Origin of the sequence: Sphingomonas oleivorans, assembly GCF_003050615.1 — a bacterium.
Classification (GTDB): domain Bacteria; phylum Pseudomonadota; class Alphaproteobacteria; order Sphingomonadales; family Sphingomonadaceae; genus Sphingomonas_H; species Sphingomonas_H oleivorans.
In genome coordinates this window covers 77,503-102,657 of the sequence record NZ_NWBU01000018.1, presented here as the reverse complement: position 1 = coordinate 102,657, position 25,155 = coordinate 77,503, and the positions used below count along the sequence as shown (strand labels likewise).

General features: G+C 65.7%; 31 protein-coding genes. 15 read left to right on the top strand and 16 right to left on the bottom strand.

The window, feature by feature from the left end:
- Positions 1-104: 104 nt before the first annotated feature.
- Positions 105-1,517 (bottom strand): adenosylhomocysteinase, encoded by a 1,413-nt coding sequence (ahcY, locus tag CLG96_RS17855; protein WP_107970104.1) that lies wholly within the window; start codon positions 1,515-1,517, stop codon positions 105-107.
- Positions 1,518-1,659: 142 nt separating this feature from the next.
- On the bottom strand, positions 1,660-2,220 hold the full coding sequence (locus tag CLG96_RS17850) for a YqgE/AlgH family protein (RefSeq protein WP_107970102.1): 561 nt from the start codon (positions 2,218-2,220) through the stop codon (positions 1,660-1,662).
- Positions 2,221-2,388: 168 nt separating this feature from the next.
- Here CLG96_RS17850 and CLG96_RS17845 point away from each other — a divergent pair, with 168 nt between their 5' ends.
- The 3 genes from CLG96_RS17845 (at position 2,389) to CLG96_RS17835 (ending at position 5,500) form a co-directional block, all read left to right on the top strand.
- Entirely contained in the window at positions 2,389-2,871 is a 483-nt protein-coding gene (locus CLG96_RS17845; protein WP_107970100.1) for a peroxiredoxin, read from the top strand.
- Positions 2,872-2,882: 11 nt separating this feature from the next.
- Positions 2,883-4,331 carry an AMP nucleosidase gene (locus tag CLG96_RS17840; RefSeq protein ID WP_107970098.1) on the top strand — a complete coding sequence of 483 codons (1,449 nt, stop codon included), beginning with the start codon at positions 2,883-2,885 and terminating at the stop codon, positions 4,329-4,331.
- A 113-nt stretch (positions 4,332-4,444) separates the two neighbouring features.
- Positions 4,445-5,500 (top strand): SDR family oxidoreductase, encoded by a 1,056-nt coding sequence (locus tag CLG96_RS17835; RefSeq protein WP_107970096.1) that lies wholly within the window; start codon positions 4,445-4,447, stop codon positions 5,498-5,500.
- Positions 5,501-5,507: 7 nt separating this feature from the next.
- Here the strand turns inward: CLG96_RS17835 and CLG96_RS17830 are convergent, their stop codons facing one another.
- The 11 genes from CLG96_RS17830 to CLG96_RS17785 form a co-directional block, all read right to left on the bottom strand.
- Positions 5,508-6,281 (bottom strand): alpha/beta fold hydrolase, encoded by a 774-nt coding sequence (locus CLG96_RS17830; protein WP_107970094.1) that lies wholly within the window; start codon positions 6,279-6,281, stop codon positions 5,508-5,510.
- Between the two features lie 67 nt (positions 6,282-6,348).
- On the bottom strand, positions 6,349-7,074 hold the full coding sequence (locus CLG96_RS17825; RefSeq protein WP_243395856.1) for a DUF2238 domain-containing protein: 726 nt from the start codon (positions 7,072-7,074) through the stop codon (positions 6,349-6,351).
- A gap of 4 nt (positions 7,075-7,078) precedes the next feature.
- Entirely contained in the window at positions 7,079-8,107 is a 1,029-nt protein-coding gene (locus tag CLG96_RS17820; RefSeq protein WP_107970092.1) for an aspartate-semialdehyde dehydrogenase, read from the bottom strand.
- Between the two features lie 184 nt (positions 8,108-8,291).
- Positions 8,292-10,517 carry a S9 family peptidase gene (locus CLG96_RS17815; RefSeq protein ID WP_107970090.1) on the bottom strand — a complete coding sequence of 742 codons (2,226 nt, stop codon included), beginning with the start codon at positions 10,515-10,517 and terminating at the stop codon, positions 8,292-8,294.
- Between the two features lie 125 nt (positions 10,518-10,642).
- A complete protein-coding gene (rplS, locus tag CLG96_RS17810) occupies positions 10,643-11,023 on the bottom strand; it encodes a 50S ribosomal protein L19 (RefSeq protein ID WP_107970088.1) in 381 nt (126 codons plus the stop codon).
- Positions 11,020-11,763 carry a tRNA (guanosine(37)-N1)-methyltransferase TrmD gene (trmD, locus tag CLG96_RS17805; protein ID WP_107970086.1) on the bottom strand — a complete coding sequence of 248 codons (744 nt, stop codon included), beginning with the start codon at positions 11,761-11,763 and terminating at the stop codon, positions 11,020-11,022. The genes rplS and trmD overlap by 4 nt, the downstream gene beginning before the upstream one ends.
- On the bottom strand, positions 11,760-12,296 hold the full coding sequence (rimM, locus tag CLG96_RS17800; RefSeq protein WP_107970302.1) for a ribosome maturation factor RimM: 537 nt from the start codon (positions 12,294-12,296) through the stop codon (positions 11,760-11,762). The genes trmD and rimM overlap by 4 nt, the downstream gene beginning before the upstream one ends.
- On the bottom strand, positions 12,241-12,396 hold the full coding sequence (locus CLG96_RS18880; protein WP_165799693.1) for a hypothetical protein: 156 nt from the start codon (positions 12,394-12,396) through the stop codon (positions 12,241-12,243). Before CLG96_RS18880 ends, rimM begins: the two co-directional genes overlap by 56 nt.
- A 126-nt stretch (positions 12,397-12,522) precedes the next feature.
- Positions 12,523-12,900 (bottom strand): 30S ribosomal protein S16, encoded by a 378-nt coding sequence (rpsP, locus tag CLG96_RS17795; protein ID WP_107970084.1) that lies wholly within the window; start codon positions 12,898-12,900, stop codon positions 12,523-12,525.
- A gap of 42 nt (positions 12,901-12,942) precedes the next feature.
- Positions 12,943-14,421, bottom strand: coding sequence for a signal recognition particle protein (gene ffh / locus CLG96_RS17790; protein WP_107970082.1), 1,479 nt, complete (start codon positions 14,419-14,421; stop codon positions 12,943-12,945).
- Between the two features lie 151 nt (positions 14,422-14,572).
- The gene (locus CLG96_RS17785) at positions 14,573-15,151 is read right to left on the bottom strand and encodes a DUF924 family protein (RefSeq protein WP_107970080.1); all 579 of its coding nucleotides are present in this window, start codon (positions 15,149-15,151) and stop codon (positions 14,573-14,575) included.
- On the opposite strand from CLG96_RS17785, the gene dapF reads away from it, so the two are divergent.
- The 4 genes from dapF to CLG96_RS17765 are packed head-to-tail and all read left to right on the top strand — an operon-like array spanning position 15,150 to position 18,775.
- Complete coding sequence (dapF, locus tag CLG96_RS17780; RefSeq protein WP_107970078.1) at positions 15,150-15,956, top strand: diaminopimelate epimerase; 807 nt, start codon at positions 15,150-15,152, stop codon at positions 15,954-15,956. The genes CLG96_RS17785 and dapF overlap by 2 nt on opposite strands.
- A complete protein-coding gene (mtaB, locus tag CLG96_RS17775; RefSeq protein WP_107970076.1) occupies positions 15,953-17,206 on the top strand; it encodes a tRNA (N(6)-L-threonylcarbamoyladenosine(37)-C(2))-methylthiotransferase MtaB in 1,254 nt (417 codons plus the stop codon). Before dapF ends, mtaB begins: the two co-directional genes overlap by 4 nt.
- Positions 17,203-18,141, top strand: a complete 939-nt coding sequence (gene ftsY, locus CLG96_RS17770) for a signal recognition particle-docking protein FtsY (protein ID WP_107970074.1) — start codon at positions 17,203-17,205, stop codon at positions 18,139-18,141. Before mtaB ends, ftsY begins: the two co-directional genes overlap by 4 nt.
- A gap of 1 nt (position 18,142) precedes the next feature.
- On the top strand, positions 18,143-18,775 hold the full coding sequence (locus CLG96_RS17765) for a septation protein A (RefSeq protein ID WP_107970072.1): 633 nt from the start codon (positions 18,143-18,145) through the stop codon (positions 18,773-18,775).
- Positions 18,776-18,928: 153 nt separating this feature from the next.
- Here CLG96_RS17765 and CLG96_RS17760 read toward each other — a convergent pair whose 3' ends face one another.
- The 3 genes from CLG96_RS17760 to pspF all read right to left on the bottom strand — a co-directional run bounded on the left by CLG96_RS17760 (position 18,929) and on the right by pspF (position 21,464).
- The gene (locus CLG96_RS17760; RefSeq protein WP_107970300.1) at positions 18,929-19,558 is read right to left on the bottom strand and encodes a superoxide dismutase; all 630 of its coding nucleotides are present in this window, start codon (positions 19,556-19,558) and stop codon (positions 18,929-18,931) included.
- A 234-nt stretch (positions 19,559-19,792) separates the two neighbouring features.
- Positions 19,793-20,359, bottom strand: coding sequence for a tetratricopeptide repeat protein (locus CLG96_RS17755; RefSeq protein ID WP_107970070.1), 567 nt, complete (start codon positions 20,357-20,359; stop codon positions 19,793-19,795).
- 67 nt (positions 20,360-20,426) lie between these two features.
- Positions 20,427-21,464, bottom strand: coding sequence for a phage shock protein operon transcriptional activator (gene pspF / locus CLG96_RS17750; protein ID WP_107970068.1), 1,038 nt, complete (start codon positions 21,462-21,464; stop codon positions 20,427-20,429).
- 179 nt (positions 21,465-21,643) lie between these two features.
- On the opposite strand from pspF, the gene CLG96_RS17745 reads away from it, so the two are divergent.
- The 8 genes from CLG96_RS17745 (at position 21,644) to CLG96_RS17710 (ending at position 25,111) form a co-directional block, all read left to right on the top strand.
- The gene (locus tag CLG96_RS17745; protein ID WP_107970066.1) at positions 21,644-22,159 is read left to right on the top strand and encodes an energy transducer TonB family protein; all 516 of its coding nucleotides are present in this window, start codon (positions 21,644-21,646) and stop codon (positions 22,157-22,159) included.
- Between the two features lie 81 nt (positions 22,160-22,240).
- Positions 22,241-22,909 carry a phage shock protein PspA gene (pspA, locus tag CLG96_RS17740; protein WP_107970064.1) on the top strand — a complete coding sequence of 223 codons (669 nt, stop codon included), beginning with the start codon at positions 22,241-22,243 and terminating at the stop codon, positions 22,907-22,909.
- A gap of 4 nt (positions 22,910-22,913) precedes the next feature.
- Positions 22,914-23,213 carry an envelope stress response membrane protein PspB gene (gene pspB / locus CLG96_RS17735; protein ID WP_107970062.1) on the top strand — a complete coding sequence of 100 codons (300 nt, stop codon included), beginning with the start codon at positions 22,914-22,916 and terminating at the stop codon, positions 23,211-23,213.
- Positions 23,214-23,257: 44 nt separating this feature from the next.
- A complete protein-coding gene (gene pspC, locus CLG96_RS17730) occupies positions 23,258-23,641 on the top strand; it encodes an envelope stress response membrane protein PspC (protein ID WP_107970060.1) in 384 nt (127 codons plus the stop codon).
- A 104-nt stretch (positions 23,642-23,745) separates the two neighbouring features.
- On the top strand, positions 23,746-24,039 hold the full coding sequence (locus CLG96_RS17725) for a hypothetical protein (RefSeq protein ID WP_107970058.1): 294 nt from the start codon (positions 23,746-23,748) through the stop codon (positions 24,037-24,039).
- 24 nt (positions 24,040-24,063) lie between these two features.
- Complete coding sequence (locus CLG96_RS17720) at positions 24,064-24,327, top strand: hypothetical protein (RefSeq protein ID WP_107970056.1); 264 nt, start codon at positions 24,064-24,066, stop codon at positions 24,325-24,327.
- Positions 24,328-24,344: 17 nt separating this feature from the next.
- Positions 24,345-24,587, top strand: a complete 243-nt coding sequence (locus tag CLG96_RS17715) for a hypothetical protein (RefSeq protein WP_107970054.1) — start codon at positions 24,345-24,347, stop codon at positions 24,585-24,587.
- Between the two features lie 110 nt (positions 24,588-24,697).
- Positions 24,698-25,111 carry a SufE family protein gene (locus tag CLG96_RS17710; protein WP_107970052.1) on the top strand — a complete coding sequence of 138 codons (414 nt, stop codon included), beginning with the start codon at positions 24,698-24,700 and terminating at the stop codon, positions 25,109-25,111.
- The last annotated feature ends 44 nt before the right edge of the window (positions 25,112-25,155 follow it).

The window sequence follows — 25,155 nt, the reverse complement described above, 5'->3', positions numbered from 1 at the left end:
GGCGACAAGAAAAAGGGCCCTCTCCGGAGGGAGAAGGCCCTTATTTTCCGTGATTCCGGCGCCCCTTCCCCGCCGGCGCACCGGCGCGGAGAGGGGTTCGGGGATCAGTAGCGATAATGATCCGGCTTGAACGGGCCCTCGGTCGAGACGCCGATATAATTGGCCTGCTTCTCGGTGAGCTTGGTGAGCTTGACGCCCAGCTTCTCGAGATGGAGCGCGGCGACCTTCTCGTCGAGATGCTTCGGCAGGACGAACACCTCATTCTTATACTGGCCCGGCTTCGTCCAAAGCTCGATCTGGGCGAGCACCTGGTTGGTGAAGCTGGAGGACATCACGAAGGAGGGATGGCCCGTCGCATTGCCGAGGTTCACGAGGCGGCCCTTGGACAGCACGATGATCTGCTTGCCGTCCGGGAACTCGACCAGATCGACCTGCGGCTTGATCTCGGTCCACTTATAGTTGGACAGCGCCGAAATCTGGATCTCGCTGTCGAAATGGCCGATGTTGCAGACGATCGCCATATTCTTCATCGCCGCCATATGCTCGGCGGTGATCACGTCGGCATTGCCCGTGGCCGTCACGAAGATGTCCGAGCGGGTGACCGCCTCCTCCATCGTCACGACCTCATAGCCCTCCATCGCCGCCTGCAGCGCGCAGATGGGGTCGATCTCGGTAACGAGCACGCGCGCACCGCCATTACGGAGCGAGGCGGCCGAGCCCTTGCCGACATCGCCGAAGCCGGCGACGGTCGCGACCTTGCCGGCGAGCATCACATCGGTCGCGCGGCGGATCGCGTCGACCAGCGATTCCTTGCAGCCATAAAGATTGTCGAACTTCGACTTGGTGACCGAATCGTTTACGTTGATCGCCGGGAAGGGCAGTTCGCCCTTCTTCGCAATCTCATAGAGACGATGGACGCCGGTGGTGGTCTCCTCCGAGACGCCGCGGATGCTCTTGACCGTCTCGGTCATATAGCCGGGCCGCTTCGCGATGAAGGATTTCACGACGCGCTGGAATTCGACTTCCTCGTCATTCTCCGGCGCGGCGAAGCTCTGCCCCGCCTCGAGCTTGGCGGCCCACAGCGCGAACATGGTGGCGTCGCCGCCATCGTCGAGGATCATGTTGGCGGTCGTGCCATCGCCCCAGTCGAAGATCTTTTCGACATAGTCCCAATATTCGGCGAGCGTCTCGCCCTTCACCGCGAAGACGGGGATGCCGGCGGCGGCGATCGCGGCGGCGGCATGATCCTGCGTCGAGAAGATGTTGCAGGAGGCCCAGCGCACTTCCGCGCCGAGCGCCACCAGCGTCTCGATCAGCACCGCCGTCTGGATCGTCATGTGGAGCGAGCCGGTGATTCGCGCGCCCTTCAGCGGCTGCGACGCGCCATATTCCTTGCGGAGCGCCATGAGGCCCGGCATCTCCGTCTCGGCGATGCGGATCTCGGCGCGGCCATATTCGGCAAGGCCGATGTCGCTGACGACATAGTCGGTGAAGCTTTCGACGGGGGCGGTGGCCACGAATATTCTCCTCGTGCGGGCGAATGCATGCAAGCCGCCGGACAGGATCCGGGCGGCCGATTGCCCTCGCACCTAATCGCCCGATCTCGCCAATGCAAATATAAAGATGTCTTTATATGTTTTCCCGGCGGCGCTCCGCGGATCAGGCACGGCCCGTGACGTTGGAGAGGAGCCGCGTGTCGACTCCCGCGCCGGCAAAGGCCCGCTTCCAGCGCGCAGCAGCGTCTTCCGTGAAGATCAGCGCCTCATTGCCCGTCGTGGCAAACCAGCCATGACGGCTCATCTCCTCGTCGAGCTGGCCCTCGCCCCAGCCCGCATAGCCCAGCGCCACCAGCCAGCGCGACGGCCCCTCCCCGCGCGCTATGGCGCGCAGCACGTCGAGCGTGCTGGTGAGCGACCAGCGATCGCCGACATGCAGCGTATCCTCCCCGCTCCAGTCGGCGGCGTGCAGCACGAAGCCGCGCTGCGGCTCGACCGGGCCGCCGACATAGACGGGCACGTCGGGCGCGACGCCGGGATCGAGATTGAGCTGCGAAAAAAGGCCATGGGTGGTGAGGCCCGGCACGGTGCGGCCGATGCCGATGCCGACGGCACCGCTTTCGTCATGCGCGCACAAGGCGATCACCGCTTTCTCGAAGCGCGGATCGCCAATGCCCGGCATGGCGAGCAGCAATTGGCCGGCAAGCGAAGCGAAGGCATCCATCGCCCTATTATAAGCACCCGCTCCGCCGCATCCAACGGCCCATGCATCGGCAATGCGCCGGGAATGCGTCGGGAATGCGTTGTTGCCACCCGCGCTTGCGGTCGCTCTTTCGGGAAGGATGCGAGGTTGATAGGAACCGATCCGACATATCGGACAAGGACCAGCGGCATGACCATCGGCATAGGCGATTCCCTCCCCGAAACGACCTTCGTCAAAATGACGGCGGAGGGCCCGGAGAAGATCGGATCGAAGGAATTTTTCGCCGGCCGCAGGGTTGCGCTCTTCTCCGTGCCCGGCGCCTTCACGCCGACCTGCTCGGCCAAGCATCTGCCCGGCTTCATCGACAAGGCGGATGCCATCAAGGCCAAGGGCGTGGACGAGATCGCCTGCACCGCCGTCAACGACGCCTTCGTGATGGGCGCCTGGAGCAAACAGGCGGGCGCGGAGAGCAAGGTGACGCTGCTTGCCGACGGCAATGGCGATTTCGTCAAGGCGATCGACCTCACGCTCGACGCCAGCGCGCATGGCATGGGCGTGCGCGGCAAGCGATTCTCGATGCTGGTGAAGGACGGCGTGGTCGAGCAGCTCAATGTCGAAGCGCCGGGCGAATTCCGGGTGAGCAGCGCCGACTATCTCCTCGGCCAGCTCTGAGCGCCCGCTACATGCCGAGCCCCTCCAGCCTCGCCATCGTCGACGAGCTCGACAGCATCTATCGCCAGTCGGTCGCGGCGCTGCGCACCGCGCTCACGCGCTATATCCAGCATGGTGAACGGCCCGATCCGGCCATGCGCGCGGCGGGCGCCTTCGCCTATCCGCAGATCCGGCTGCGCTATGACGGGGATCGCAATCCAGGGCCGCTGGGCCGCGCCTATGGCCGGCTCAACATACCGGGCGATTATGCGGTAAGCGTGACCCAGCCGGCCATGTTCCGCAACTATCTCGCCGAGCAGCTCGACATGCTGATCGATGATTTCGGCGCCACGGTGGAAACCGCGCGCGGCGACGAGGAGATTCCCTATCCCTATGTGCTCGACGCCGGGCATAATGTGGACCTGACGAGCGCCGCCGCAGTGGAGCTCGCGCGGATCTTCCCGGCGGCCGAGTTGGAGCGGATTGGCGACGAGCTGGCGGACGGGCTGTGGGTGCCAGGACCGGACGAGCCCCGTCCGCTGGCGCTGTTCGACGCGGCGCGGGTGGATTTCAGCCTGGCCCGGCTGCGCCACTATACCGGCACGCCGCCGGCGCATGTGCAGAATTACGTCCTTTTCACCAATTATCACCGCTATGTCGACGAGTTCGTCCGCTGGGCCTGCACCCAGCTTTCGGAGGACGGGCCCTATGTGATGCTGAGCGGCGCGGGCGGGCTGGAAATACGGCCGGGCGATCCCAATCCCGACGCGGCGATCGCCGACAGCGCATGGCGGCGCCACCAGATGCCGGCTTATCATCTCGTCGCCAAGGACGGATCGGGCATCACGCTGGTCAATATCGGTGTCGGGCCGTCCAACGCCAAGACGATCACCGACCATCTGGCGGTGATGCGGCCCGAGGCCTGGCTGATGATCGGCCATTGCGGGGGTCTGCGCCCCAGCCAGCGGATCGGCGACTATGTGCTGGCCCATGCCTATCTGCGCGACGACCATGTGCTGGACGATGTGCTGCCGCCGGAAATCCCGGTGCCGGCGATCGCCGAGGTGCAGCTCGCGCTCAGCAAGGCGGCGGAAATCGTATCGGGCGAGAGCCGCGAGAATCTGAAGCTGCGGATGCGGACCGGCACGGTCGTCACCACCGACGACCGCAATTGGGAGCTGCGCTACACCCAGTCCGCGCTGCGCTTCAGCCAGTCCCGCGCGGTGGCGATCGACATGGAATCGGCAACGCTCGCGGCGCAGGGTTTCCGCTTCCGCGTGCCCTATGGCACCTTGCTGTGCGTATCCGACAAGCCGATCCATGGCGAGATCAAGCTGCCGGGACAGGCCAACCGCTTCTATGAGCGGGCGATCGCGGAGCATCTGAGGATCGGCATCGCGGCGATCGACGAGCTGAAGCTGGCGGGCACGCAACTCCACAGCCGCAAGCTGCGCGCGTTCAACGAGCCGCCCTTCCGCTAGGCGGGGCGGCACAGGCCAGCCGAAAAGCCCTTCCGCTCGTCGAAAGGCCCGGAAAGACCGGGACTTCGGCCCGTTTTCCCGCGCGGATGCAACGCCCCAGCGGGAGATTGATCATGGCCGTAAAGCTGAAGCCGATCGCGCAGCAGACGATCGTCATCACCGGAGGATCGAGCGGCATCGGCCTCGCCGCCGCACGCCATGCCGCCGAGGCGGGTGCCGCCGTCCTGCTCGCCGCGCGCAACGAGGATGCATTGCAGAAGGCGGTCGACGATATCGGTGCCAAGGGCGGGCGCGCCGCCTTCGTGGCGGTGGACATTGCCGAGGAAGGCGCGGCCGAAAAGATCGCGAATGCGGCCGAGCAGCGCTTCGGCGGATTCGACACATGGGTCAATAATGCCGCCGCCGCGGTCTATGCCCGGCTGACCGACACGACGATGGAGGAGCATAAGCGGCTGTTCGACGTCGGCTATTTCGGGACGGTACAGGCATCGCTGGTCGCGGCCGATCAGCTGAGGCAGCGCGGCGGCGCGCTGATCAATATCGGCTCCGTCCTGTCGGAGCGCGCCATTCCGCTGCAAGGTGCCTATAGTGCGATGAAACATGCCCTGCGCGGCTTCACCGATACGCTGCGGATGGAGCTGGAGATGGACGAGGCCCCCATCTCGGTGACGCTGATCAAGCCCACCAGCATGGACACGCCCTATTCCGAACATGCCCGCAACAAGATGGACCAGCCCGCCCGCGTGCCTCCGATCGTCTATGATCCGAGGCTCGTCGCCAAGGCGATCTGCTTCGCGGCCGAACATCCCAGGCGCGAAATGACGGTGGGCGGCCAAGGCTATCTGATCACCAAGCTCGGCAATATCGCGCCGCGCACGGCCGATCGGATCCTGGAAAGATTCTTCGGCGAGCCGGCGCAGACGATCGCGACCGAACCCGGGCGCGGCACAGCGGACAATCTGTTCGAGGAACGGCAGGACGGACGGATCGACAGCAACCGGCCGACCTATGTGCGCCACCGCAGCCTGGCGCTCGAAGCGCAGATGCACCCGCTTGCGACCGCAGCAATCGTCGGCGGCGCGGCCGCGGGCGCGCTGTTCGGCGCGCGCAGGATGCGCGAGCGGCGGGAGCCGCACATGCCGACCGCCTATGACATGGCGGCCGAATAGGCCTCGCTCAGTCGCTGAGGAAGGAGCGGATCGCGTCGCCGAGCTCGGGCTTGAGCACCGCACTCATATGGTTGCCGGGGATTTCGACATAGAGCGCGCGCGGCAGAGTCTCCGCCAGCTCCGCTGCCGAGCCATTATCGTCATCCTCGGCGCCCGCGACCACCAGCACCGGCGTCCCGATCGCCGTCAGATCCTCCTCCGGCGTGTCGACGAAGCTGTCGAGCAAGGGCAGCAGCGCCAAAGGATCGCCGCCGGTGGTCTTCAGGAAGGCCTCGGCCATCCAGGCGGCCGATCCGCGCGGATGCGTGCCGAAGCCCCTGAGCATGTCGCGGAAGAAGGCAGCGCGCCGGCCCGTATCGAGCACGCCCCTGAGCCCCATGCCCGCCACCACCGCGCGGCGCGGCGCGGCACCCATCACCAGCATCCGCATCGTCGTCCGCCCGCCGAGCGAATAGCCGCCCAGATCATAGTCGCCAAGGCCGAGATGGCGGAGGAGCGCGAAGCCGTCCGCCGCCAGCACATCGGGCGGATAAAAGGCCGGATCATGCGGCGCGGCGCTGTCGCCATGGCCGCGCAGATCGGGCATGATCACCCGGAAGCCCTGCCCGACCAGCTTGGCGGCATGGCCGTAGCGGATCCAGTTGGTGAAGGCGTTAGAAAAAAGTCCGTGGATCAGCACCACGGGCCAGCCGCCCGCCGGCCCCATCTCATGCCAGGCGAGTTCCACCCCGTCATCGGCGGTGAAATGATGGAGGGCGGCTTCGGTCGGGAGGCTTGCCAAGGGCGTTCGTCCGCTGGTGCGAGGTCGTCCCCGCCGGTAGCCCGGAAGCGCCGGCCTGTCGAGCCGGTCAGGCTTGCTGCCGCGCCGATCGCCGGCTCCACAGCGTGGCGAGGATCGTGCCGAGGGCTGCGAGCGCCATGTCCTTCTGGCCATCGAACATATCGCCCTGCTGCCCATTATAGGCTTCGGCATCGGCGGGGCTCATGATCACCGCCACCAGCCATTCGATTATTTCGTAGAGCGCGCTGCACGTCAGGACGAACGCGGGCGCGACATAGAGCGCCGCGCGGGGGCTCATGCCGAAATGGCGGCTCGCTATCTCGCGCACCGGCCGGATGGCGAGCAGGCCGAAGCAGAGATGGACGAGCCGGTCATAATGATTGCGGGTGAAGCCGAAACTTCCGCTGATATCGTGCGCGAAGATCGCCCGCGCCCAATCGTCATAGGGCACGAAGGAATAGCTGTACCGCGCGCCGATCGAATGGAGCAGGAAGAAGACGAAGATGCAGCCGACCGCCGCATCGCTGAGCGGCCAGCGGCGGAGTACGGGAATGGCGGCGAGCAGCAGCACCGCTGTCGGCCCATGCTGGAGATAGGTGTTGCGCGGGTAGAGCGCGCCCCAGCTCGTCGCCAAGATGACGAGCGCGAGGAGCAGGATCATCCAGCGCTGGACGACGGGCAGACGCCCGCCAGCCGGCGGGGGGAGATAGGCCGAACAGGGCCGCCGGCCGGGTCGCGCCTCCGCCTGTGAAGGCGTCGAGACGGACCCGGGCGGCGACCCGTCGGAATTCACCCGATCAGGCCGCCTTCTTCAGATGGCGTCGGCCGAGCAGCTCCGCAATCTGCACCGCGTTGAGCGCGGCGCCCTTGCGGAGATTGTCCGACACGCACCAGAGGACGAGGCCGTTCTCGACGGTCGGATCCTCACGGACGCGGCTGACATAGGTGGCGAATTCGCCGACACATTCGACGGGCGTGACATATCCGCCATTCTCGCGCTTATCGACGAGCATGATGCCGGGTGCCTCGCGCAGGATCGCCTGCGCCTCAGCCGCCGAAATCTCGTTTTCGAACTCGATGTTGATCGCTTCCGAATGGCCGACGAAGACGGGCACGCGCACGCAGGTGGCGACCACCTTCACCGCCGGATCGAGGATCTTCTTCGTCTCGACCACCATCTTCCATTCTTCCTTGGTGAAGCCGTCATCAAGGAAGCTGTCGATATGCGGGATCACGTTGAAGGCGATCTGCTTGGTGAACTTCTTGGGCTCGGCCGGATCACCGACGAAGATGTTGCGGCTCTGCTCGAACAGCTCGTCCATGCCCGCCTTGCCCGCGCCGGACACCGACTGGTAGGTCGAGACGACGACGCGCTTGATCTTGGCGGCGTCGTGCAGCGGCTTCAGCGCCACCACCATCTGCGCGGTCGAACAGTTGGGATTGGCGATGATATTCTTCTTGGTATAGCCGTCGATCGCTTGAGGATTCACCTCGGGCACGATCAGCGGCACGTCCGGATCCATGCGGTAGAGCGACGAATTGTCGATCACCGTGCAACCGGCCGCAGCCGCAATCGGCGCATAGATTTTGGTCGCGTCCGATCCGATCGCGAACAGCGCGATATCCCAGCCCGCCCAGTCGAAATGCTCGATATTGCGGACCTTGAGCATCTGCCCGGTCTCGCCGAATTCGATCTCGTCACCCTGGCTGCGGGCGGAGGCGAGCACCGCCAGCTCTTTAATCGGGAATTCGCGCTCCGCCAGAATGTTGAGCATTTCGCGCCCGACATTCCCCGTGGCACCCGCGACGACGACCCGATAACCCATGAGACTCGCTCCAGTTGATAGACGCGCCGGGGTTTAGGCGCGTCTGCGCGGATGTCTAGCGTTTCCGGGCTTTCGGGTGCGATAGCTTAGGTTTTATCGTCCTATATTATTCCTTAGGGGCGTTTGCGGCCGTTTCGTCACCCCCGCCTCCGCAGGGGCGACAAATTTCCCGCTGTTCCGCGACCTACTCCGCCTTCCCCTTCACCGTACGGTCGAGGAAATTCTCGATCGTGCGCCAGACATGGATCTGCGCGCCCTCCCCGCTCACGCCATGCGTCTTGCCGGGATAGGCCATCATCTCGAACGGCCGGGATTCCGCCTGGAGCTTGGCGATGAAGGCGGTCGTATTCTCGAACACCACATTGTCGTCCGCCATGCCGTGCATGATGAGCAGCGGATCGGCGATCTTGCCCGCGTCCGGCAGCGCATCCGAGCTCTGATAGGGCGCAGGATCCGTCGCCGGATTGCCGAGATAGCGTTCGGTATAATGGGTGTCGTAAAGCTCCCATTTCGTCACCGGCGCGCCGGAGACCCCCGCCGCATAGGCGCCAGGCGCCTTTTCGAGCAGCTTCAGCGTCATATAGCCGCCATAGGACCAGCCATAGATGCCGATCCGCCTGGGATCGACGAAATCCTGCGCCTTCAGCCATGCGAGCCCGGCAAGCTGATCCTCCACCTCGACCGTGCCCATGGCATGATGGATGCCGTCCTCGAACGCCTTGCCGCGATCGGGCGAGCCGCGCCCGTCGATCGAGAAGACGATCCAGCCCTTGTCCACCAGATATTGCTGGACGGGGCTGAACCAGGCCTTGGTCACCTGCCGCCCCGCGCCGGGACCGTTATAGACCTGGACGAAGACGGGATAGCGCTTGCCCGGCTCGCGCGGGGGGCTGAGCAGCTTGTAATGGAGCTGGCTCCCGTCCTTCGCGGCGATCGTGCCGAAGATGGGGGCGACATGGCTTGCCAGATAGGGCGCATAAGGGTGCGCCGCATCCAGCCTGTTCTCCTCGATCCAGGCGATGCGCTTGCCTTCATTGTCGGCGAGATAGACTTGCGGCGGCTGGCTGGGATTGGAGCGGAAGATCAGCGCGCGCGAGGCCGTCTTGTCCATCACCGCGCCGTTCCACCAGCCCGCCTCGGTGATGCGCACGGGTTCGCCGGGCTTCTTCAGGCTGATCGAACAGAGATGCTGTTCGGTGGCGTCATCCTTGTTGGCGAGGAAATAGAGTTTTCCCGCCTCCTCATCGACACCGACCAGCTCCTTCACAGCCCAGTCGCCGCGGGTGAGCTGCGTCCATTCGCCGTCGCGCCAATGATAGAGATGCATATAGCCCGAGCGCTCGGACGACCAGATCAGGCTGCCATCCTTCAAGGGCTTCAGATTGTCGTGCAGGTTGAGCCAGGTGTCGGACGTCTCGGTGAAGAGGATGGTCGACTTGCCCGTGGCGGGATCGATCGAGCGCAGGTCGAGCCGCTTCTGGTCGCGGCTCTCGACCTGCACGAGCAGCGTCTTGCCGTCCGGCGTCCAGTCGACGCGGGCGAGATAGATGTCGGGATCGGGGCCGAGATCGGCCTTCACCCGGCCGAGCCCGTCCGCCGCGAGGATCCACAGCTCGACCGCGACATTAAGCGTGCCGGCGGCGGGATAGCGCTGCTCGAACAGCCTGGTCCCCTCCGCGCCGATCGCTGCGCGGGTGACGGTCTTCACCTTGCTTTCGTCATAGCGCTCGACCGCGAGGCGGCTGTCGTCGGGCGACCACCAATGGCCGGTGCGGCGGTCCATCTCCTCCTGGGCCACGAATTCGGCCGAGCCCCATGTGACCGTGCCGCCGCCATCGGCGGTGAGCGCGCGTTCGCGGCCGGTGGCGACCTCCGTCACGAACAGATTCTGATCGCGGACGAAGGAGACGTAGCGGCCGGCGGCGGAGACCTGCGCATCGACCTCGGTGGCGGGGCTGTTGGTGAGCTGGCGGACGCTGCCATCGAGCCCGGCGAGATAGAGATCTCCATCGATCGGCACGAGCATCGACTTGCCGTCGGGTGCCCAGTCATAGGCGGTGATGCCCTTGGTGCCGCCGATGCGGGCGCGCTCGCGGCGCATCTTCTCCGCTTCGGAGACCTCGGCACCCGAACCGACCTTGGCGGAATCGACCAGCATACGCGCGGCGCCCGTGACGGTGTCCACCGCCCATAGATCATAGCGGTCGCGATCGTCGGCGCGGTTGCGCAGCAAGGTCGCGAGACTGCCGTCGGGCGAGAGCTTGGGGCTGCGCGGCGTGGGGCCGGACAGCGAGGGGCTGGCGAAGACGCGCTCGAGCGTCAGCGGTTCGGCGGCAGCGGTGGTTGCGGTGAGCATGGTGGAGGCGGCGATCAGGCCAAGAAATTTGCGCATCGGCCGTATTAGCCACATCGAACAGTAAGGGGGAAGTACCTACGGCGTCGCCCCTGCCGAGGCAGAGGCGACGGTGAAAAAGAAAAAGGCGCGGGAAGCGTCTGCTCCCCGCGCCTTTCCTGCGGCATATCCGCGTCGAGGGATCAGGCCTCGGCGGAAAGCTTGGTGTCGCGGCGCTCGGCGATGCGGGCCGACTTGCCGGTGCGGCCGCGCAGATAATAGAGCTTCGCGCGACGCACGACGCCCTTGCGGACCACCTCGATCGAATCGATGTTCGGCGAATAGAGCGGGAAGACGCGCTCGACGCCCTCGCCGAACGAGATCTTGCGCACGGTGAAGGACGAACCCATGCCCTTGTTCGCGCGGGCGATGCACACGCCCTCATAGAACTGGACGCGGGTGCGATCGCCTTCGACGACCTTCACGCCGACCTTGAGCGTGTCGCCCGGACGGAATTCGGGAATGGACTTCGTGTTCTTGAATGCCTCGATGGCCTCGGCCTCGAGCGTCTGGATGAGGTTCATCGACCTTCCTCCTCTGTTCGCCGCGCGCCAGAGGGAGACAGGACCCGAGCACCGATATGGCGCTCCCAAAGATCCGGCCTCCTTAGCCGTGTATCATTCTCCGCCTGATGCTTGCGCCAGGCATCGATCCGCGCATGATCCCCCGATCGCAGCACTTCGGGGATCGTGCGCCCTTCCCACGATTGTGGTCGGGTATATTGCGGATATTCGAGCAGCCCCGTTTCGAAGCTCTCATCATCCCCGCTGGAAGCGGCGCCCATTACTCCGGGAAGCAGCCTGATGCAAGCATCCAGCAAGGTCAGCGCCGCCATTTCCCCGCCTGAGAGAATATAGTCGCCGATCGACACCTGCTCGATCGCGCGCGCATCGAACAGCCGCTCGTCTATCCCCTCGAAACGGCCGCATAAAATGGTGACGCCGGGCCCGGCGGCGATCTCGCGCACGCGCGCCTGCGTCAAGGGCCGGCCACGCGGCGTCATGGCGAGGAGCGGCGCATCGGGGCGGCGCTCCAGCGCATGATCGACCGCGCGGGCGAGCACGTCCGCGCGCATCACCATCCCCGCGCCACCGCCCGCCGGCGTATCGTCCACCGACCTGTGGCGATCGGTGGCGAAATCGCGGATCTGGACGGGATCGCAGATCCACCTGCCCTCGGCCAGCGCGCGGCCGGCGAGGCTGATCCCCAGCGGGCCGGGAAACATCTCGGGATAGAGAGTGAGGATGGTGGCGGCGAAGCTCATTCGACGAAGGCTGCGTCGACAACCAGCCTTTCGGGCTCGATGGTGACGGCGACGGCGATCGGGACCATGAAGCGCTTCGCGTCCGGCTTCTCGATTTCGAGAATGTCGCCCGCGCCGAAATTCTCGACCGCGACCGCCGTGCCGATCTCCTGCCCGTCATCGGTGACGCAGCGCAGGCCTATCAGATCGGCATGATAATATTCGCCCTCGGCGAGTGGCGGCAGCGCCGAGCGCGGCACGGCAAGCTCGGTGCCGCGCAGCCGCTCGGCCGCCGTGCGATCCGCGATCTCGGCGAAGCGGGCGATGGCGCCGTTGGAGCCGTCGCGCACGCTCTTCAGCGTCAGCGTGCCGCCATTGAAGCTTTGATGCGCCTCCAGTCCCGACACATCTTCCGTGAAGAGCTTGAGACGCACCTCGCCCCTGACGCCATGCGCGCCGATGATGACAGCGAGCGTGACGAGACGCTCGACAGCCGGCTCAGCCTCGCGGAGAGCCTTCGCCTCGGGGGGGAAGGTCGTCGGAGCCTTCGGCAGGCTCGGTGGCGGAGACGCCCTGCTGGTCCTTGACCTTGTCGGGCTTCTGCTGGTCACGCTGCTTGCTTTCCGTATCCGGCTGCGGCTTGCTGCTGCTCATGGCGGTGTTCCTCGACGGGTTCATGTCGAGAAAACGTTCGACCAGGCCGCAGGCTGCGCCTGGAAACGACGGCCGGAGGCGTCCGTCGCATCAGGCGACGGTGCCCCCGGCCATGCCTTCACGGGATCAGGCCTCGGCCGAAGCCTCGGCGGCGGCTTCCTGCACGGCGGCGAGCTTGGCGGCACGCTCCTCGGCGCGCTCCTTCGCCTTCTCGCCCGGCTCGGCCTTCTTCGGATTGTTGCGGGCCGCACGCTCCTTCACGCCGGCGGCGTCGAGGAAACGGGCAACGCGATCGGTCGGCTGCGCGCCGACGGCGAGCCAATGCTTGGCACGCTCGACGTCCAGCACGACGCGCTTCTCGTCATCCTTGGCGAGCAGCGGATTGTAGGTGCCGATCTTCTCGATGAAGGCGCCGTCACGGGGCGACCGCGAGTTGGCGACGACGATCCGGTAATAAGGACGCTTCTTGGCGCCGCCGCGCGACAGGCGGATGGAGACGGACATTCAATCTTCCTTTCTAACTAACTGCGTTCGTTTGATTTTACATTACTTTTTGAGAAACTTTTCGAAGCCGGGCGGGAGGCCGCCCATGCCGCCGGCGCCACCGCCGGGAAGCCCGGGCAGGCCGCCGGGAGGAAGCGGAGGCATGCCCCCCGCCCCGCCGCCGAGCATGCCGCCCAGCCCGCCGCCCTTGCCGAGCAGCGCGCCGAGCCCCTTGAGTCCGCCCATCTTCTTGAGCTTCTTCATGGCGGTGGACATTTCCTGGTGCATCTTGAGGAGGCGGTTGACCTCCTGCACCGTCGTGCCCGAACCCTTGGCAACGCGGATCTTGCGCTTGGCGTTGAGCAGTTCCGGCTTGGCGCGTTCCTTGGGCGTCATGGAGGAGATGATCGCCTCCATGCGGATCAGGACCTTGTCGTCCGCGGCGCCGCTGGCCATGGCCTGCTTCACCTGCTTGACGCCCGGCAGCATGCCCGCGAGCGCACCGAGGCCACCCATGCGACGCATCTGGCCAAGCTGGTTGCGCAGGTCGTTCATGTCGAACTGACCCTTGGCCATCTTGGCCGCGAGCGCCTCGGCCTCCTCGACCTTGATCGTCTCGGCGGCCTTTTCGACCAGGCTGACGACATCGCCCATGCCGAGGATACGGCCGGCGACGCGCTGCGGATGGAAGGTTTCGAGCCCGTCCAGCTTTTCGGCGACGCCGACGAACTTGATCGGCTTGCCCGTGACCGCGCGCATTGACAGTGCCGCGCCGCCGCGCGCATCGCCGTCCATGCGGGTGAGCACGACGCCGGTGAGCGGCACCTGCTCCGAGAAATTCTGCGCGACATTGACCGCATCCTGGCCCGTCAGCGCATCGACGACGAGGAGGATTTCATCCGGCTTCGCGATATCCGCGACCGCCTTCATCTCGTCCATCAGCGCCTGATCGACATGGAGGCGGCCGGCGGTGTCGAGGATCAGGACGTCATAGCCCTGGAGCCGGGCGGACTGGAGCGCACGCCGCGCGATATCGACCGGCTGCTGGCCGGCGACGATCGGGAGCGTCGCGACCTTGGCCTGCGTGCCGAGCGTCGCAAGCTGCTCCTGCGCAGCGGGACGATTGACGTCGAGCGACGCCATCATCACCTTCTTGCGCTTCTGCTCGGTGAGGCGCTTGGCGATCTTCGCGGTGGTGGTCGTCTTGCCCGAGCCCTGGAGGCCAACCATCATCACGACGGCGGGCGGCGTCACGTCCAGCTCGAGATCGACGGCTTCCGCGCCCAGCATCTCGATCAGCGCGTCATTGACGATCTTGACGACCTGCTGGCCGGGCGTGACCGATTTCAGGACGGACTGGCCGATGGCCTGCTCGGTCGCCTTCTCGACGAAATCGCGGACGACGGGCAGCGCCACATCCGCTTCGAGCAGCGCGATCCGCACCTCGCGCATGGCAGCGCGGACATCGCCTTCGTTGAGCGCGCCACGACCGCGCAGGCGCTCGAACACGCCGCCCAATCGATCGCTAAGACTCTCGAACATAAGGCCTAACTCCGTTGCGTACATCCCAAACGCAAAATGCGCCGGCGGACGAAACCTCGTCGGCCGGCGTGCGACCTTGGCCGCGCGCATTCATCACGTTCGGGTGAACGATCGGGGCGGCGGATAGCTCATAAATGGTGGCAGGGCAAGATCAGAAGCGGCTGCCCGGCTCCTCCAGAAAGGCCTCCTCCGCCGCCGTGCTTTCGCGGCCGAGGATCGCATTGCGCTGGGGGAAGCGGCCGAAGCGGGCGATCTGGGCGGCGTGGCGATGGGCATAGTCGATCGAAAGCTCGTCGCCCTCCGCCTCGAACAGGGCGATCGAGAGGAGTTGGTCCGCCATCGCCTCGCTGTGCATGAAGGGCATATAGAGAAATGCCCGCTCGTCCGCGTCGAGCCCCCTGTCCCAGCCCTTAGCGAGCGCCTCGCGTGCCAGCGCCCGGGCGAGCGGATCGCCCGCACAGGCGCGTTCGTCGTCGCGATAGATATTGCGCGAGAATTGATCAAGCAGGATCACCGCGGCGCGCAGCGTGACGGGATCGGCCCGCCAGACCGCTGCATGACTGCGAAGCACCGCCTGATGGAGATGGACGAAGCGGCGGGCAATCTCCCGATCCAACGCGGGATCGCGGGCGAAACGCTTTCTCGGGGCTGTTTCTTCCAGCCAGAATGACAGCAGTTCCCGTGCCGCTCGGTGGACTTCCTTCGGGTCAGGGCCTAGATCGCGCGCCATGGCTTTTCGCTTTCACAAGATGCACGGTCTGGGCAATGATTTTGTCGTCATCGACGCGCGCGAAGGCGCGGTCGAGATGAGCAACGCCCGCGCCCGCGCGATCGCCGACCGCCGCACGGGCATAGGCTGCGACCAGCTCATCATCGTCGAACCCTCCGAGGTGGCGGATGCGCGCATGCGGATCTTCAACGCGGATGGCGGCGAGGTGGAGGCGTGCGGCAACGCCTCGCGCTGCGTGGCGCTGCTCTTGGGCGACAGATCGACGATCGAGACGCTGGGCGGCACGATCCGGGGCGAGGCCGGCCAGGGCGGCGCGACGGTCGACATGGGGCATCCCCGCTTCGACTGGGACGCGATCCCGCTCGCTTATCCGATGGACACGCGGGCGATGCCGGTCGCCTGGGAAGAACTGGAAAGCCCCGCCGCCGTCAATGTCGGCAATCCGCACGTCATCTTCTTCGTGCCCGATACGGACGCGGTCGATCTGGAGCGGCTGGGGCCGATCATCGAGACGGACCCGCTCTTTCCCGAGCGGATCAACGTAAATGTCGCCACCATCGTCTCGCGCGACCGGCTGCGGCTGCGCGTGTGGGAGCGTGGCGTGGGGCTGACGCGCGCCTGCGGCACGGGCGCCTGCGCGACCGCGGTCGCCGCGATCCGCGCGGGCCATGTCGAAGGACCGGTGACGGTGGAGCTGCCGGGCGGACCGCTCGTCATCGACTGGCGCGCGGGCGAGGCGATCCGGATGACGGGCCCGGCCACCCATGTCTTCACCGCAGAAGCGGACATGGACGCATTTGGATGAGCGGACCGGAGCTGATCACGCTCGGCTGCCGTCTCAATATCGCCGAGAGCGAGGCGATGCGCGCGCTCGCGGCCGGGGCGGACGATCTGGTGATCGTCAATAGCTGCGCGGTGACGGCCGAGGCGGTGCGCCAGGCGCGCAAGGCGATCCGCAAAGCGAAGCGGGCGCGGCCCGAGGCGCGGATCGTGGTGACGGGCTGCGCCGCGCAGGTGGAGCCCGAGACGTTCGCGGCAATGCCCGAAGTAGCGCGCGTGCTGGGCAATAGGGAGAAGATGTCGGCGGAAAATTTCCGTTTCCCGGCCCCGGCCGAGGCGGAGGTCCGCGTTTCCGACATCATGGCAGTGCGCGAGACGGCGCCACATCTCGTCACGGGCTTCGCGGACCATGCCCGCGCCTTTGTCGAGGTGCAGAATGGCTGCGACCATCGCTGCACCTTCTGCATCATTCCCTATGGCCGGGGAAACAGCCGCTCCGCCCCCGCCGGCGCCGTCATCGACCGGATCAAGGCGCTGGTGGACCAGGGCTATGGCGAGATCGTGCTGACCGGGGTGGACGTCACCAGCTATGGCCCCGACCTGCCCGGCACCCCTTCGCTCGGGCTGCTGATCGAGCGCATATTGCGCCATGTGCCCGATCTGCCGCGCCTGCGCCTCTCCTCGCTCGATTCAGTGGAGATTGACGATCGGTTGTTCGATCTGGTGACGGGCGAGCCGCGCGTCATGCCGCATCTCCACCTGTCGCTTCAGGCGGGCGACGACATGATCCTCAAGCGCATGAAGCGGCGCCACAGCCGCGCCCAGGCGGTGGAGATGGTCGCGCGGCTGAAGGCGGCCCGGCCGGAAATCGCAATCGGCGCGGACCTGATCGCGGGCTTCCCGACCGAGACGGAGGCGATGCACGCCAATTCTCTGGCATTGATCGAGGAGTGCGATATCGTCTTCGGCCATATCTTCCCCTATTCGCCGCGGGCGGGCACGCCGGCGGCGCGGATGCCGCAGGTCGGGCCGGACGCGATAAAGGCGCGCGCCAAGGCGCTGCGCGAGGCGACGGCGCGCCGGCGCGTGGCCTGGCTGAAGGACATGATCGGGAGCGTGCAACAAGTGCTTGTGGAACGCGACGGCCGGACGGGCCATGCGGAGAATTTCGTGGGCGTGCGCCTTCAGCACGAGGATCGAGATGTTGCGGGCCGGATCGTCGCGGCGCGCATCGACGCGGTCGAGGGCGACATGCTGGTGGGAGCGGCCGCATGAACGAGATTTCCTGGCATGAGCGGCTGCTCGGCGGGTTCCGGCGCACATCGGACCGGCTGGGCGAGAATATTTCCGGCCTGTTCGGCAAAGCGGCGCTCGACGAAGCGACGCTGGATGCGATCGAGGAGGCGCTGATCGCGTCCGACCTCGGCCCCGCCACCGCCGCGCGGGTACGCGACCGGCTGGCCGAGGAGCGGTTCGAGCTGGGGCTGGACGAGCCCCGCCTGCGCGAGATCGTGGCGCAGGAAGTGGCGAAGATCCTCTCGCCCGTCGCCAAGCCACTGGAGATAGAGGCATTTCCGCGCCCGCAGGTGATCCTCGTCATCGGCGTCAACGGATCGGGCAAGACCACCACCATCGCCAAGCTCGCCCATCTGTTCCAGGAACAGGATTATGGCGTGATGCTGGTGGCGGGCGACACGTTCCGCGCCGCCGCGATCGGCCAGCTCAAAGTGTGGGCGGATCGGATCGGCGTACCGATCATTTCCGGCAAGGAAGGCGGCGACGCGGCCAGCCTCGTCTTCGAAGGCGTCAAGCGCGGCACCGCCGAGGGCATAGATGTGCTGATCGTCGACACTGCCGGCCGGCTGCAGAACAAGGCCGGGCTGATGGACGAACTCGCCAAGATCCGGCGCGTTCTGGGCCGGCTGAACCCCGCGGCGCCACATGATGTGGTGCTGGTGCTCGACGCGACGACGGGACAGAACGCTTTGTCCCAGATCGAGGTGTTCAAGGAAGTGGCGGGCGTTACCGGCCTTGTCATGACCAAGCTGGACGGCACCGCGCGCGGCGGCGTGCTGGTGGCGGCGGCGGAGAAATATGGCCTGCCGATCCATGCGATCGGCGTGGGCGAGGCGGTGGACGATCTGCGCCCCTTCGATCCCAGCGAAGTGGCGCGCGCCATTGCGGGCGTAGAACGTATCGGGATGAAATAGAATGAATGCCAGCATCAAGCCCGCCCCGGACGAGGGCAATCCCATCGTTAAGCTGCTGATCGACGTCGGGCCGCTGATCGTCTTCTTCCTCGCCAACCAATTGGCACCGGGCGAGCCGCTGCAGCGCATATTGACGGCGACCTTCGCCTTCATGGTGGCGACCCTCGCGGCGATGATCTGGGCGAAGCTGCGCCATGGCCGCATCTCCGCGATGCTCGCGATTTCAGGCGTGATGGTGCTGGTCTTCGGCGGCCTGACGCTGTGGCTGCACAGCGAGACCTTCATCAAGATCAAACCGACCGTCTATTATGCGACGGTTTCCACCATCCTGCTCTTCGGCCTGTGGACCAACCGGCCGACGCTCAAGCTGGTGCTGGGCAATATCTATCCGGGGCTCACCGATCAGGGATGGGCGCTGCTGTCGCGCAACTGGGCCTTGTTCTTCATCCTGCTGGGCATCGCCAATGAAGTGGTGTGGCGGACGAGCAGCACCGATTTCTGGCTCGGCTACAAATTATGGGGCGCCTTGCCGGCGACACTGATCTTTGCGGCCGCCAATGTGCCGATGCTGCTGAAACATGGGCTGACGGCCGAGACGGTGGAGCATGATCCGCCCGTGCCGCCGCAGCAGTAAGCGCTTCCGCCGGCGCTCAGCCTGAGCACGGTGGTGCGATGTCGGCTGAAATCGGTTCAGTTCAGGCATGTACCGCCTGATCGGGCATCGAGCCCGATCAGGCGATCTCCCTCACCCCTGCCCTCTCCCCATGGGGAGAGGGAGAGACGGGGCTCAACCCTGCTGCTGGTCGGCGCGCGAGGCGCCCAGGCCGTCGAGATTCTGGGAGACGAAATCCCAGTTGATCACCTTGCCGAGCACGCTTTCCGCGAATTTCGGCCGGGCGTTGCGATAGTCGATATAATAAGCATGCTCCCACACATCGAGCGTGAAGAGCGGCTTGACGCCTTCATAGACGATCGGCGTGTCGGCATCATGATAGGAGGTGACCTTGAGCGCGTCGCCTTCCAGCACCAGCCAGGCCCAGCCGCTGGCGAAATGGCCGACGGCCTCCGCCGCAAGCTTATCGAGCAGCGCCGCGGTCGAGCCGAAGCCGCTGTCGATCAGCGCCTGGAGCTTTTCCGAAGGCTTGGTGGAGCCTTCCGGTGCCAAGCTGCTCCAGAAGAAACTGTGGTTCCAGATCTGCGCGGCATTGTTGAACAGGCCCTTGTCGCCCGTGTCCTTGGCCTTCTTCACCACGTCGATCAGCGACAGGCCGGCAAGGCCCTTCTCGTCGATCCAGCCATTGGTCTTGTCGACATAGGCCTTGTGATGCTTGCCATGATGGAAGTCGAACGTCTCGGCCGACAGAACGGGCTCGAGCGCGGTCTTGTCGAAGGGCAGCGGGGGGAGTTCGAAGGCCATATGCTTGCTCCTCTGCATTTGAGTCCCGACCGCCCTAACGCGGTGCGCGCCAAAATGTGACCTGAAATCGACTGTTGCGAAACGTTCGCGATACTGCGGCGTAATGAGTTGAGCGCGGCTCATCGATGACGCCCAATTTTCGCGTAACATCAATAGATTGGGATAGGGGACAGAGCGAACATGCCGCCCCGGCACCGGGCCGAGGCGGCGGCTCATGATGGGGATGGGCGCGAATCAGCCCTTGGCCATCAGCTTGAAACGCGCCAGTTCGCGCGCCGGCTCGGCCCATTCGGGATCAAGTTCCAGCGCACGGCGATAGTCCGCATAGGCCGCGCGCACATTGCCGATATGCTCCTCGACGATGCCGCGACCGAAATGTGCGAGCGCGGGCTTGCGCGTGCCCTTCGCGATCGCCTGATCGAATTCGGCGCGAGCCGCATGCCAGCTGCTTTCCTGCCGCATCAGCGCCAGCCCCTTGTTGAGATAGGCCTCCGCCTGATCATGATCGCGCGCGATCGCCGCATCGAAATCGGCGATGGCGCCGGTAAGATCGCTGCCGCGCATGCGGACGATGCCGCGATTGACATGGCTGGCCGTGATGTCCGAAGCGCTCAGCGCCTCGGTGCCCGCAAGCGCCGCGTCGCAGGCGGCGAGCGCGGCAACATCGGACTCATGCCGCTCGGCCGCTTCATAGCATAGCCGCGCCGAACTCTTGCCGACCACGGTGACGGCGCCGATCGCGGCCCCTCCACCCAAAGTGACCGCCAAGATAGCGATGGCGATATTCATGCTCTTCTTCATGGCACGTTCCTCTCCCGAAAGAACGGCACAAGAATAGCATGAGTCGGATAATTTGCAGAACGCGCTTTCAGCTCGATTTTTCAAGAAGATCGTGGCGGCGGAGCGCATGGCGGAGCTGATCGTAGCTGAGCTTGAGCGCGGCCGCCGTGGCGCGCTGGTTGAAGCGGCAGCGCGCGAGCGCGGCCTCCAGCAGCGCGCGCTCATAGGCATGGCAGGCCGCGCGCAGATCGTCGCACTCCAGCGGAAAGGTGGGTGATAGCGAAGCTTGGGGCGCAGGCGGCGCGGATGTTTCCGCTTCCGCCTTGGCCAGAGGGGCCGTGGCGGCAAGCCTCCAGGGTGAGGCGAAGGGATCGAACTGGATCGCATCGACCGGCCGCTCGGGATCTTCCCAGCGATAGACGGCGCGCTCGACGGCATTGCGCAACTCGCGGACATTGCCCGGCCAGTCATGCGCCACGAGCGCGGCCGAGGCCGCAGCGCCGAAGCCCGGCCAATAGGGCCATTCCAGCTCGGCAGCCATGCGCCGGCCGAAATGATCGGCGAGCAGCAGCACATCCCCTTCGCGCACCCGCAACGGCGGAAGCGTGATGACCTCGAAGGACAGGCGGTCGAGCAGGTCGGCGCGGAAGCGGCCCTGCTCCACCAGCGCGGGCAGATGCTCGTTGGTGGCGGCGACGATCCGCACGTCGACGCGCACCGGCCGGCTCGCGCCGATCCGCGTCACCTCGCCATATTCGGTGGCGCGCAGCAGTCTTTCCTGCGCGCCGGACGACAGGGTGGCGAGCTCGTCGAGGAACAAGGTGCCGCCATCCGCCTCCTCGAAGCGACCGGCGCGCGCCTTGGTGGCGCCGGTGAAGGCACCCGCCTCATGGCCGAACAGCTCGGCCTCGATCAACGTTTCGGGAAGCGCCGCACAGTTCATCGTCACGAGTGGCCCGTCCCAACGCGGCGAGAGACGATGAAGCCGCTCGGCGACCAGTTCCTTGCCGGTGCCGCGTTCTCCGATCACGAGCACCGGACGGTTGAGCGCCGCCGCCCGGCTGGCGCGCTCCACCGAGTCCAGAAAGGCGCCCGACTGGCCGATGAATTGAGTGCCCCTATCCATGGCCGAGAGTTGGCGGATTTTGCCAATATCTGGCAAGCACAATTTGCCAACCGCCCATGCCAACCGGCCAAAAGCCCCGATTTTCCAGGCGTTTCTGCAATTGGCACGGTCCCTGCAAATATTCGGGCAACACCGCCGAGTGACGGTGACTTGAAAGCAAGGATTTAGGGAGTTCAGCCATGATCAAGTTCGACGCCACCGATTTCCAGCGCATCGCGGTTTCCTCCGTCGGCGCGCTCCTGCTCTCCGCCACCTGCGTCGTCGCCGCGGTCGCCCCGGCCCGCGCAGCCACGCCCAAGGCGCCCGCCGACATCACCGAATGGCAGGCGCAGGTGGAACGGCAGATCGATCAGACGCTGCGTACGCCCGTGGATGAAAATGTGGCGGGCCGCTACGCCGCCGCCACCGTCGATGTCAGCCTGGCCGCCGATGGCAGCGTCACCGGCAGCCGCATCGCCAAATCGTCCGGCAGCCGCGGCCTCGACCGGGAAGCGCTGCGCACCGCGCGCGCGGTCAATTATCCGGCGCTGCCTGGCAGCCTCGCCGGCAAGCCCCGCACCGTCGCCATGAAGATCTTCTTCGGCCGCAGCCAGCAAGCGGTGGCGCCGGCGCTCAAGACCGCTTCGGATGCGGCCGTCGCCCATAATCAGCGTATTGCGACGGATGCGGAGCGCACCCGGCTCGCCCAGCGCTGAAAGTAGCATCGTCGGCCGGGGCGGGATAATCTTCCCCCAAAGCCCGCCCCGGCTTCGAGCAACCCCAAGGAGTGAGTTCATATGGGAATCTTCTCCCGCACCCGAGACATCATCGCCGCCAACGTCACCGACCTGCTCGACCGCGCCGAAGATCCGGCCAAGATGATCCGCATGATCATCCTCGAAATGGAGGAGACGCTGGTCGAGGTGCGCGCCTCTGCCGCACGCACCATCGCCGACCAGAAGGAGATGCGCCGCCAGATCGGCAAGCTGGAACAGGTGCAGGCAAGCTGGGTGGAGAAAGCCGAGCTCGCGCTTTCCAAGGGCCGCGAGGATCTCGCCAAGGCGGCGCTCGTCGAAAAGCAGAAGGCGGCCGACCTGGCCGAGCAGCTCAATGAGGAGATTGGCGCACTGGACGAGTCGCTAAGGGCGTCCGAGGCGGATATCGCCAAGCTGCAGGCCAAGCTGCGCGAGGCGCGCGCGCGCCAGAATTCGATCGTCACCCGGCTGGAATCGGCCAATAACCGCGCGCGGATGCGCGAAATCTATGCCGGGCCGAAGATTGACGAGGCCTTCTCCCGCTTCGAGCTGCTGGAACGCCGCGTCGATTATGCCGAGGGCCGCGCCGAAGCCGCCGGCCTGGGCGCCGTGAAGTCGCTCGAGGAGGAAATCGCCGAGCTGCGTTCGGCCGAGAAGGTCGAGGCCGAGCTCGCCGCGCTGAAGGCGAAAGCCGCGAGCCGGGAGGGCTGAGGCGATGGAAGAGGTGTTCGTCCCCATCGCCGTCGTCGGCATGCTGTTCATCGGCCTGCCCTGGCTGATCTTCCATTATGTCTCGCAATGGAAGCGCTCGGGCAGCCTGAGCATGGAGGATGAGAAGCTGCTCGACGAGCTGCACGATCTCGCCCGCCGGCTCGACGACCGCCTCGCCACGATCGAGCGGATCATGGCCGCCGACGATCCCAGCTGGCGCAGCCGCACGCAAGCCGCCGTCGCCCGGGACTATCGCGCCGACGATGAGCCCCGCCCCGGCCAGGAATGGCGCCGGGACAATTGATCCCGCGCACCTGCCGGAAAGAAATTTAGGGAAGGAAAAGAACAATGTCCGCGCGTCGCACCAAATATTATCTCGACAAGCGCAACGGCAAGATCATGGGCGTCTGCTCCGGCATCGCCGACTATACGGGGGTGGATGTCACGCTCGTCCGTGTCGCGGTGGCGCTGCTCACCATCTTCGCGCTGAACTTCGTGGGCGTCGTCGCTTATGTCGTGATCGGTCTGGTCGCCAGCGACAAGCCGCGCCAATTCTACAGCGAGGATCGCGAGGACGCCAAGTTCTGGCAGGGCGTGCGCGCCAAGCCGAGCAATTCGATCCGCGACGTCCGTGCCCGCTTCCGCGACATCGATCGTCGCCTGGCCGATGTCGAGACGCATGTCACCTCGCAGAACAGCCAGCTCGCCCGGGAGATCGAAGCTCTACGCTGATCGAAATCCCACGGCGGTTCGTCGAACGGATGCGCCGCTCATGAAAAAAGGCTTGATGGAGTGGTCCGATGCATGATCCGATTTTGATTACGCAAATATCCAAAATGCTTCCGCTCGTCGCACTGATCGCTGCGATCGCGATCGGGGGCTGGGTGCTCACCACCTGGCTCCGCGTCAAGAATGGCTATCCGCTCGACGGCGCCTGGGGACAGGCTGTCTATCCCAGGAACAGCGACGAGACGCTGGAACGGGTGAAGCTGCTGACGTCGGAAAATGCGCAGCTCCGCGCGGAACTCGGCTCGATCAAGGATCGGCTCGCGACCGTCGAGCGGATCGTGACGGACGGCGCCTATCGCCTCGATCGCGAGATCGAGAGCCTGCGCGGCCCCGCCAACTGACCGGCGCCAACAGGAGTAAGGGAAATGAACCCGTTCGAAATGGTGGTGCTGATCGTCGCGATCACCGCGGTCGCCAGCATTTTCCGGGCCAAATATGGGGTCCGCAAGGATAAATGGGGCAATGAACAGCCGCTTCATGCGGCCGATCCGGATGCCGAGCGGCTGCGCGACGAGGTCCGTACGCTCAAGGAGCGGATCGTGGTGCTCGAACGCATCGTCACCGACAGCGACCGCAACCGCAGCATCGCGCTGGAGCGCGAGATCGACGCGCTGCGCCAGCGCGACTAAGGACAAGGAGATTGGACATGACCGATCCGACCCTCTGGATGACCATCGCCGCCGCATCGCTGCTCGGCCTCGTCATCACCACTCAGGCCGCGCTCAAGGGCTGGCGCGGCTGGCTCGACCTGCGCCGGCTGGAGATCGAGCAGCATCGCGAGACGCGCGACGACCGTTCAGCCCCCAGCCCTGCCGCGCGCATCGAGATAGCCGACCTCAAGGAACGCGTCCGTAAGCTGGAAGCGATCGCGGCGGGCGTGGAGCTCTGACACGAATGACCTCTCTGCCGGCACGAGCCGGGATCTTCCCCAACCTCACAGCTTGAACGGGCAAGATCCCGGCTTCCGCCCACCCGCCCCTTCTGCTAGCGCCCGGCGCCATGACTGCCCGGACGATCGATGACATTCTCGAAGAATATGAGTTCCTCGAAGCGGACGACCGCTATCGGCTGCTGATCGATCTCGGCCGCGCGCTGGAGCCGATGCCCGATCCGCTCAAGACCGATGCGACACTGGTGCGCGGATGCTCGGCCGCCGTCTGGGTCTATCCCATGGTGCGGGACGATGGCCGGCTGCATTTCCTGGCGGATTCCAACGCGGCGATCACCAAGGGCATCATCGCGCTGGTGCTGACGACGGTGCAGGACCGTAGCCCCGCCGAGATCGCCGCGACCGACATGGAAGCGGCGCTCGCCCCCTTCGACCTCAAGAAGCAGCTCAGCTCCAACCGGACGCAGGGCATCCCCAACATGATCGCGCTGATCCGCGCGACGGCGCAGCGATATGCGGGCTGAGGCTGATTCTTCGGAATCGAGGCCCCCTGTCTCTCGCCACGAAA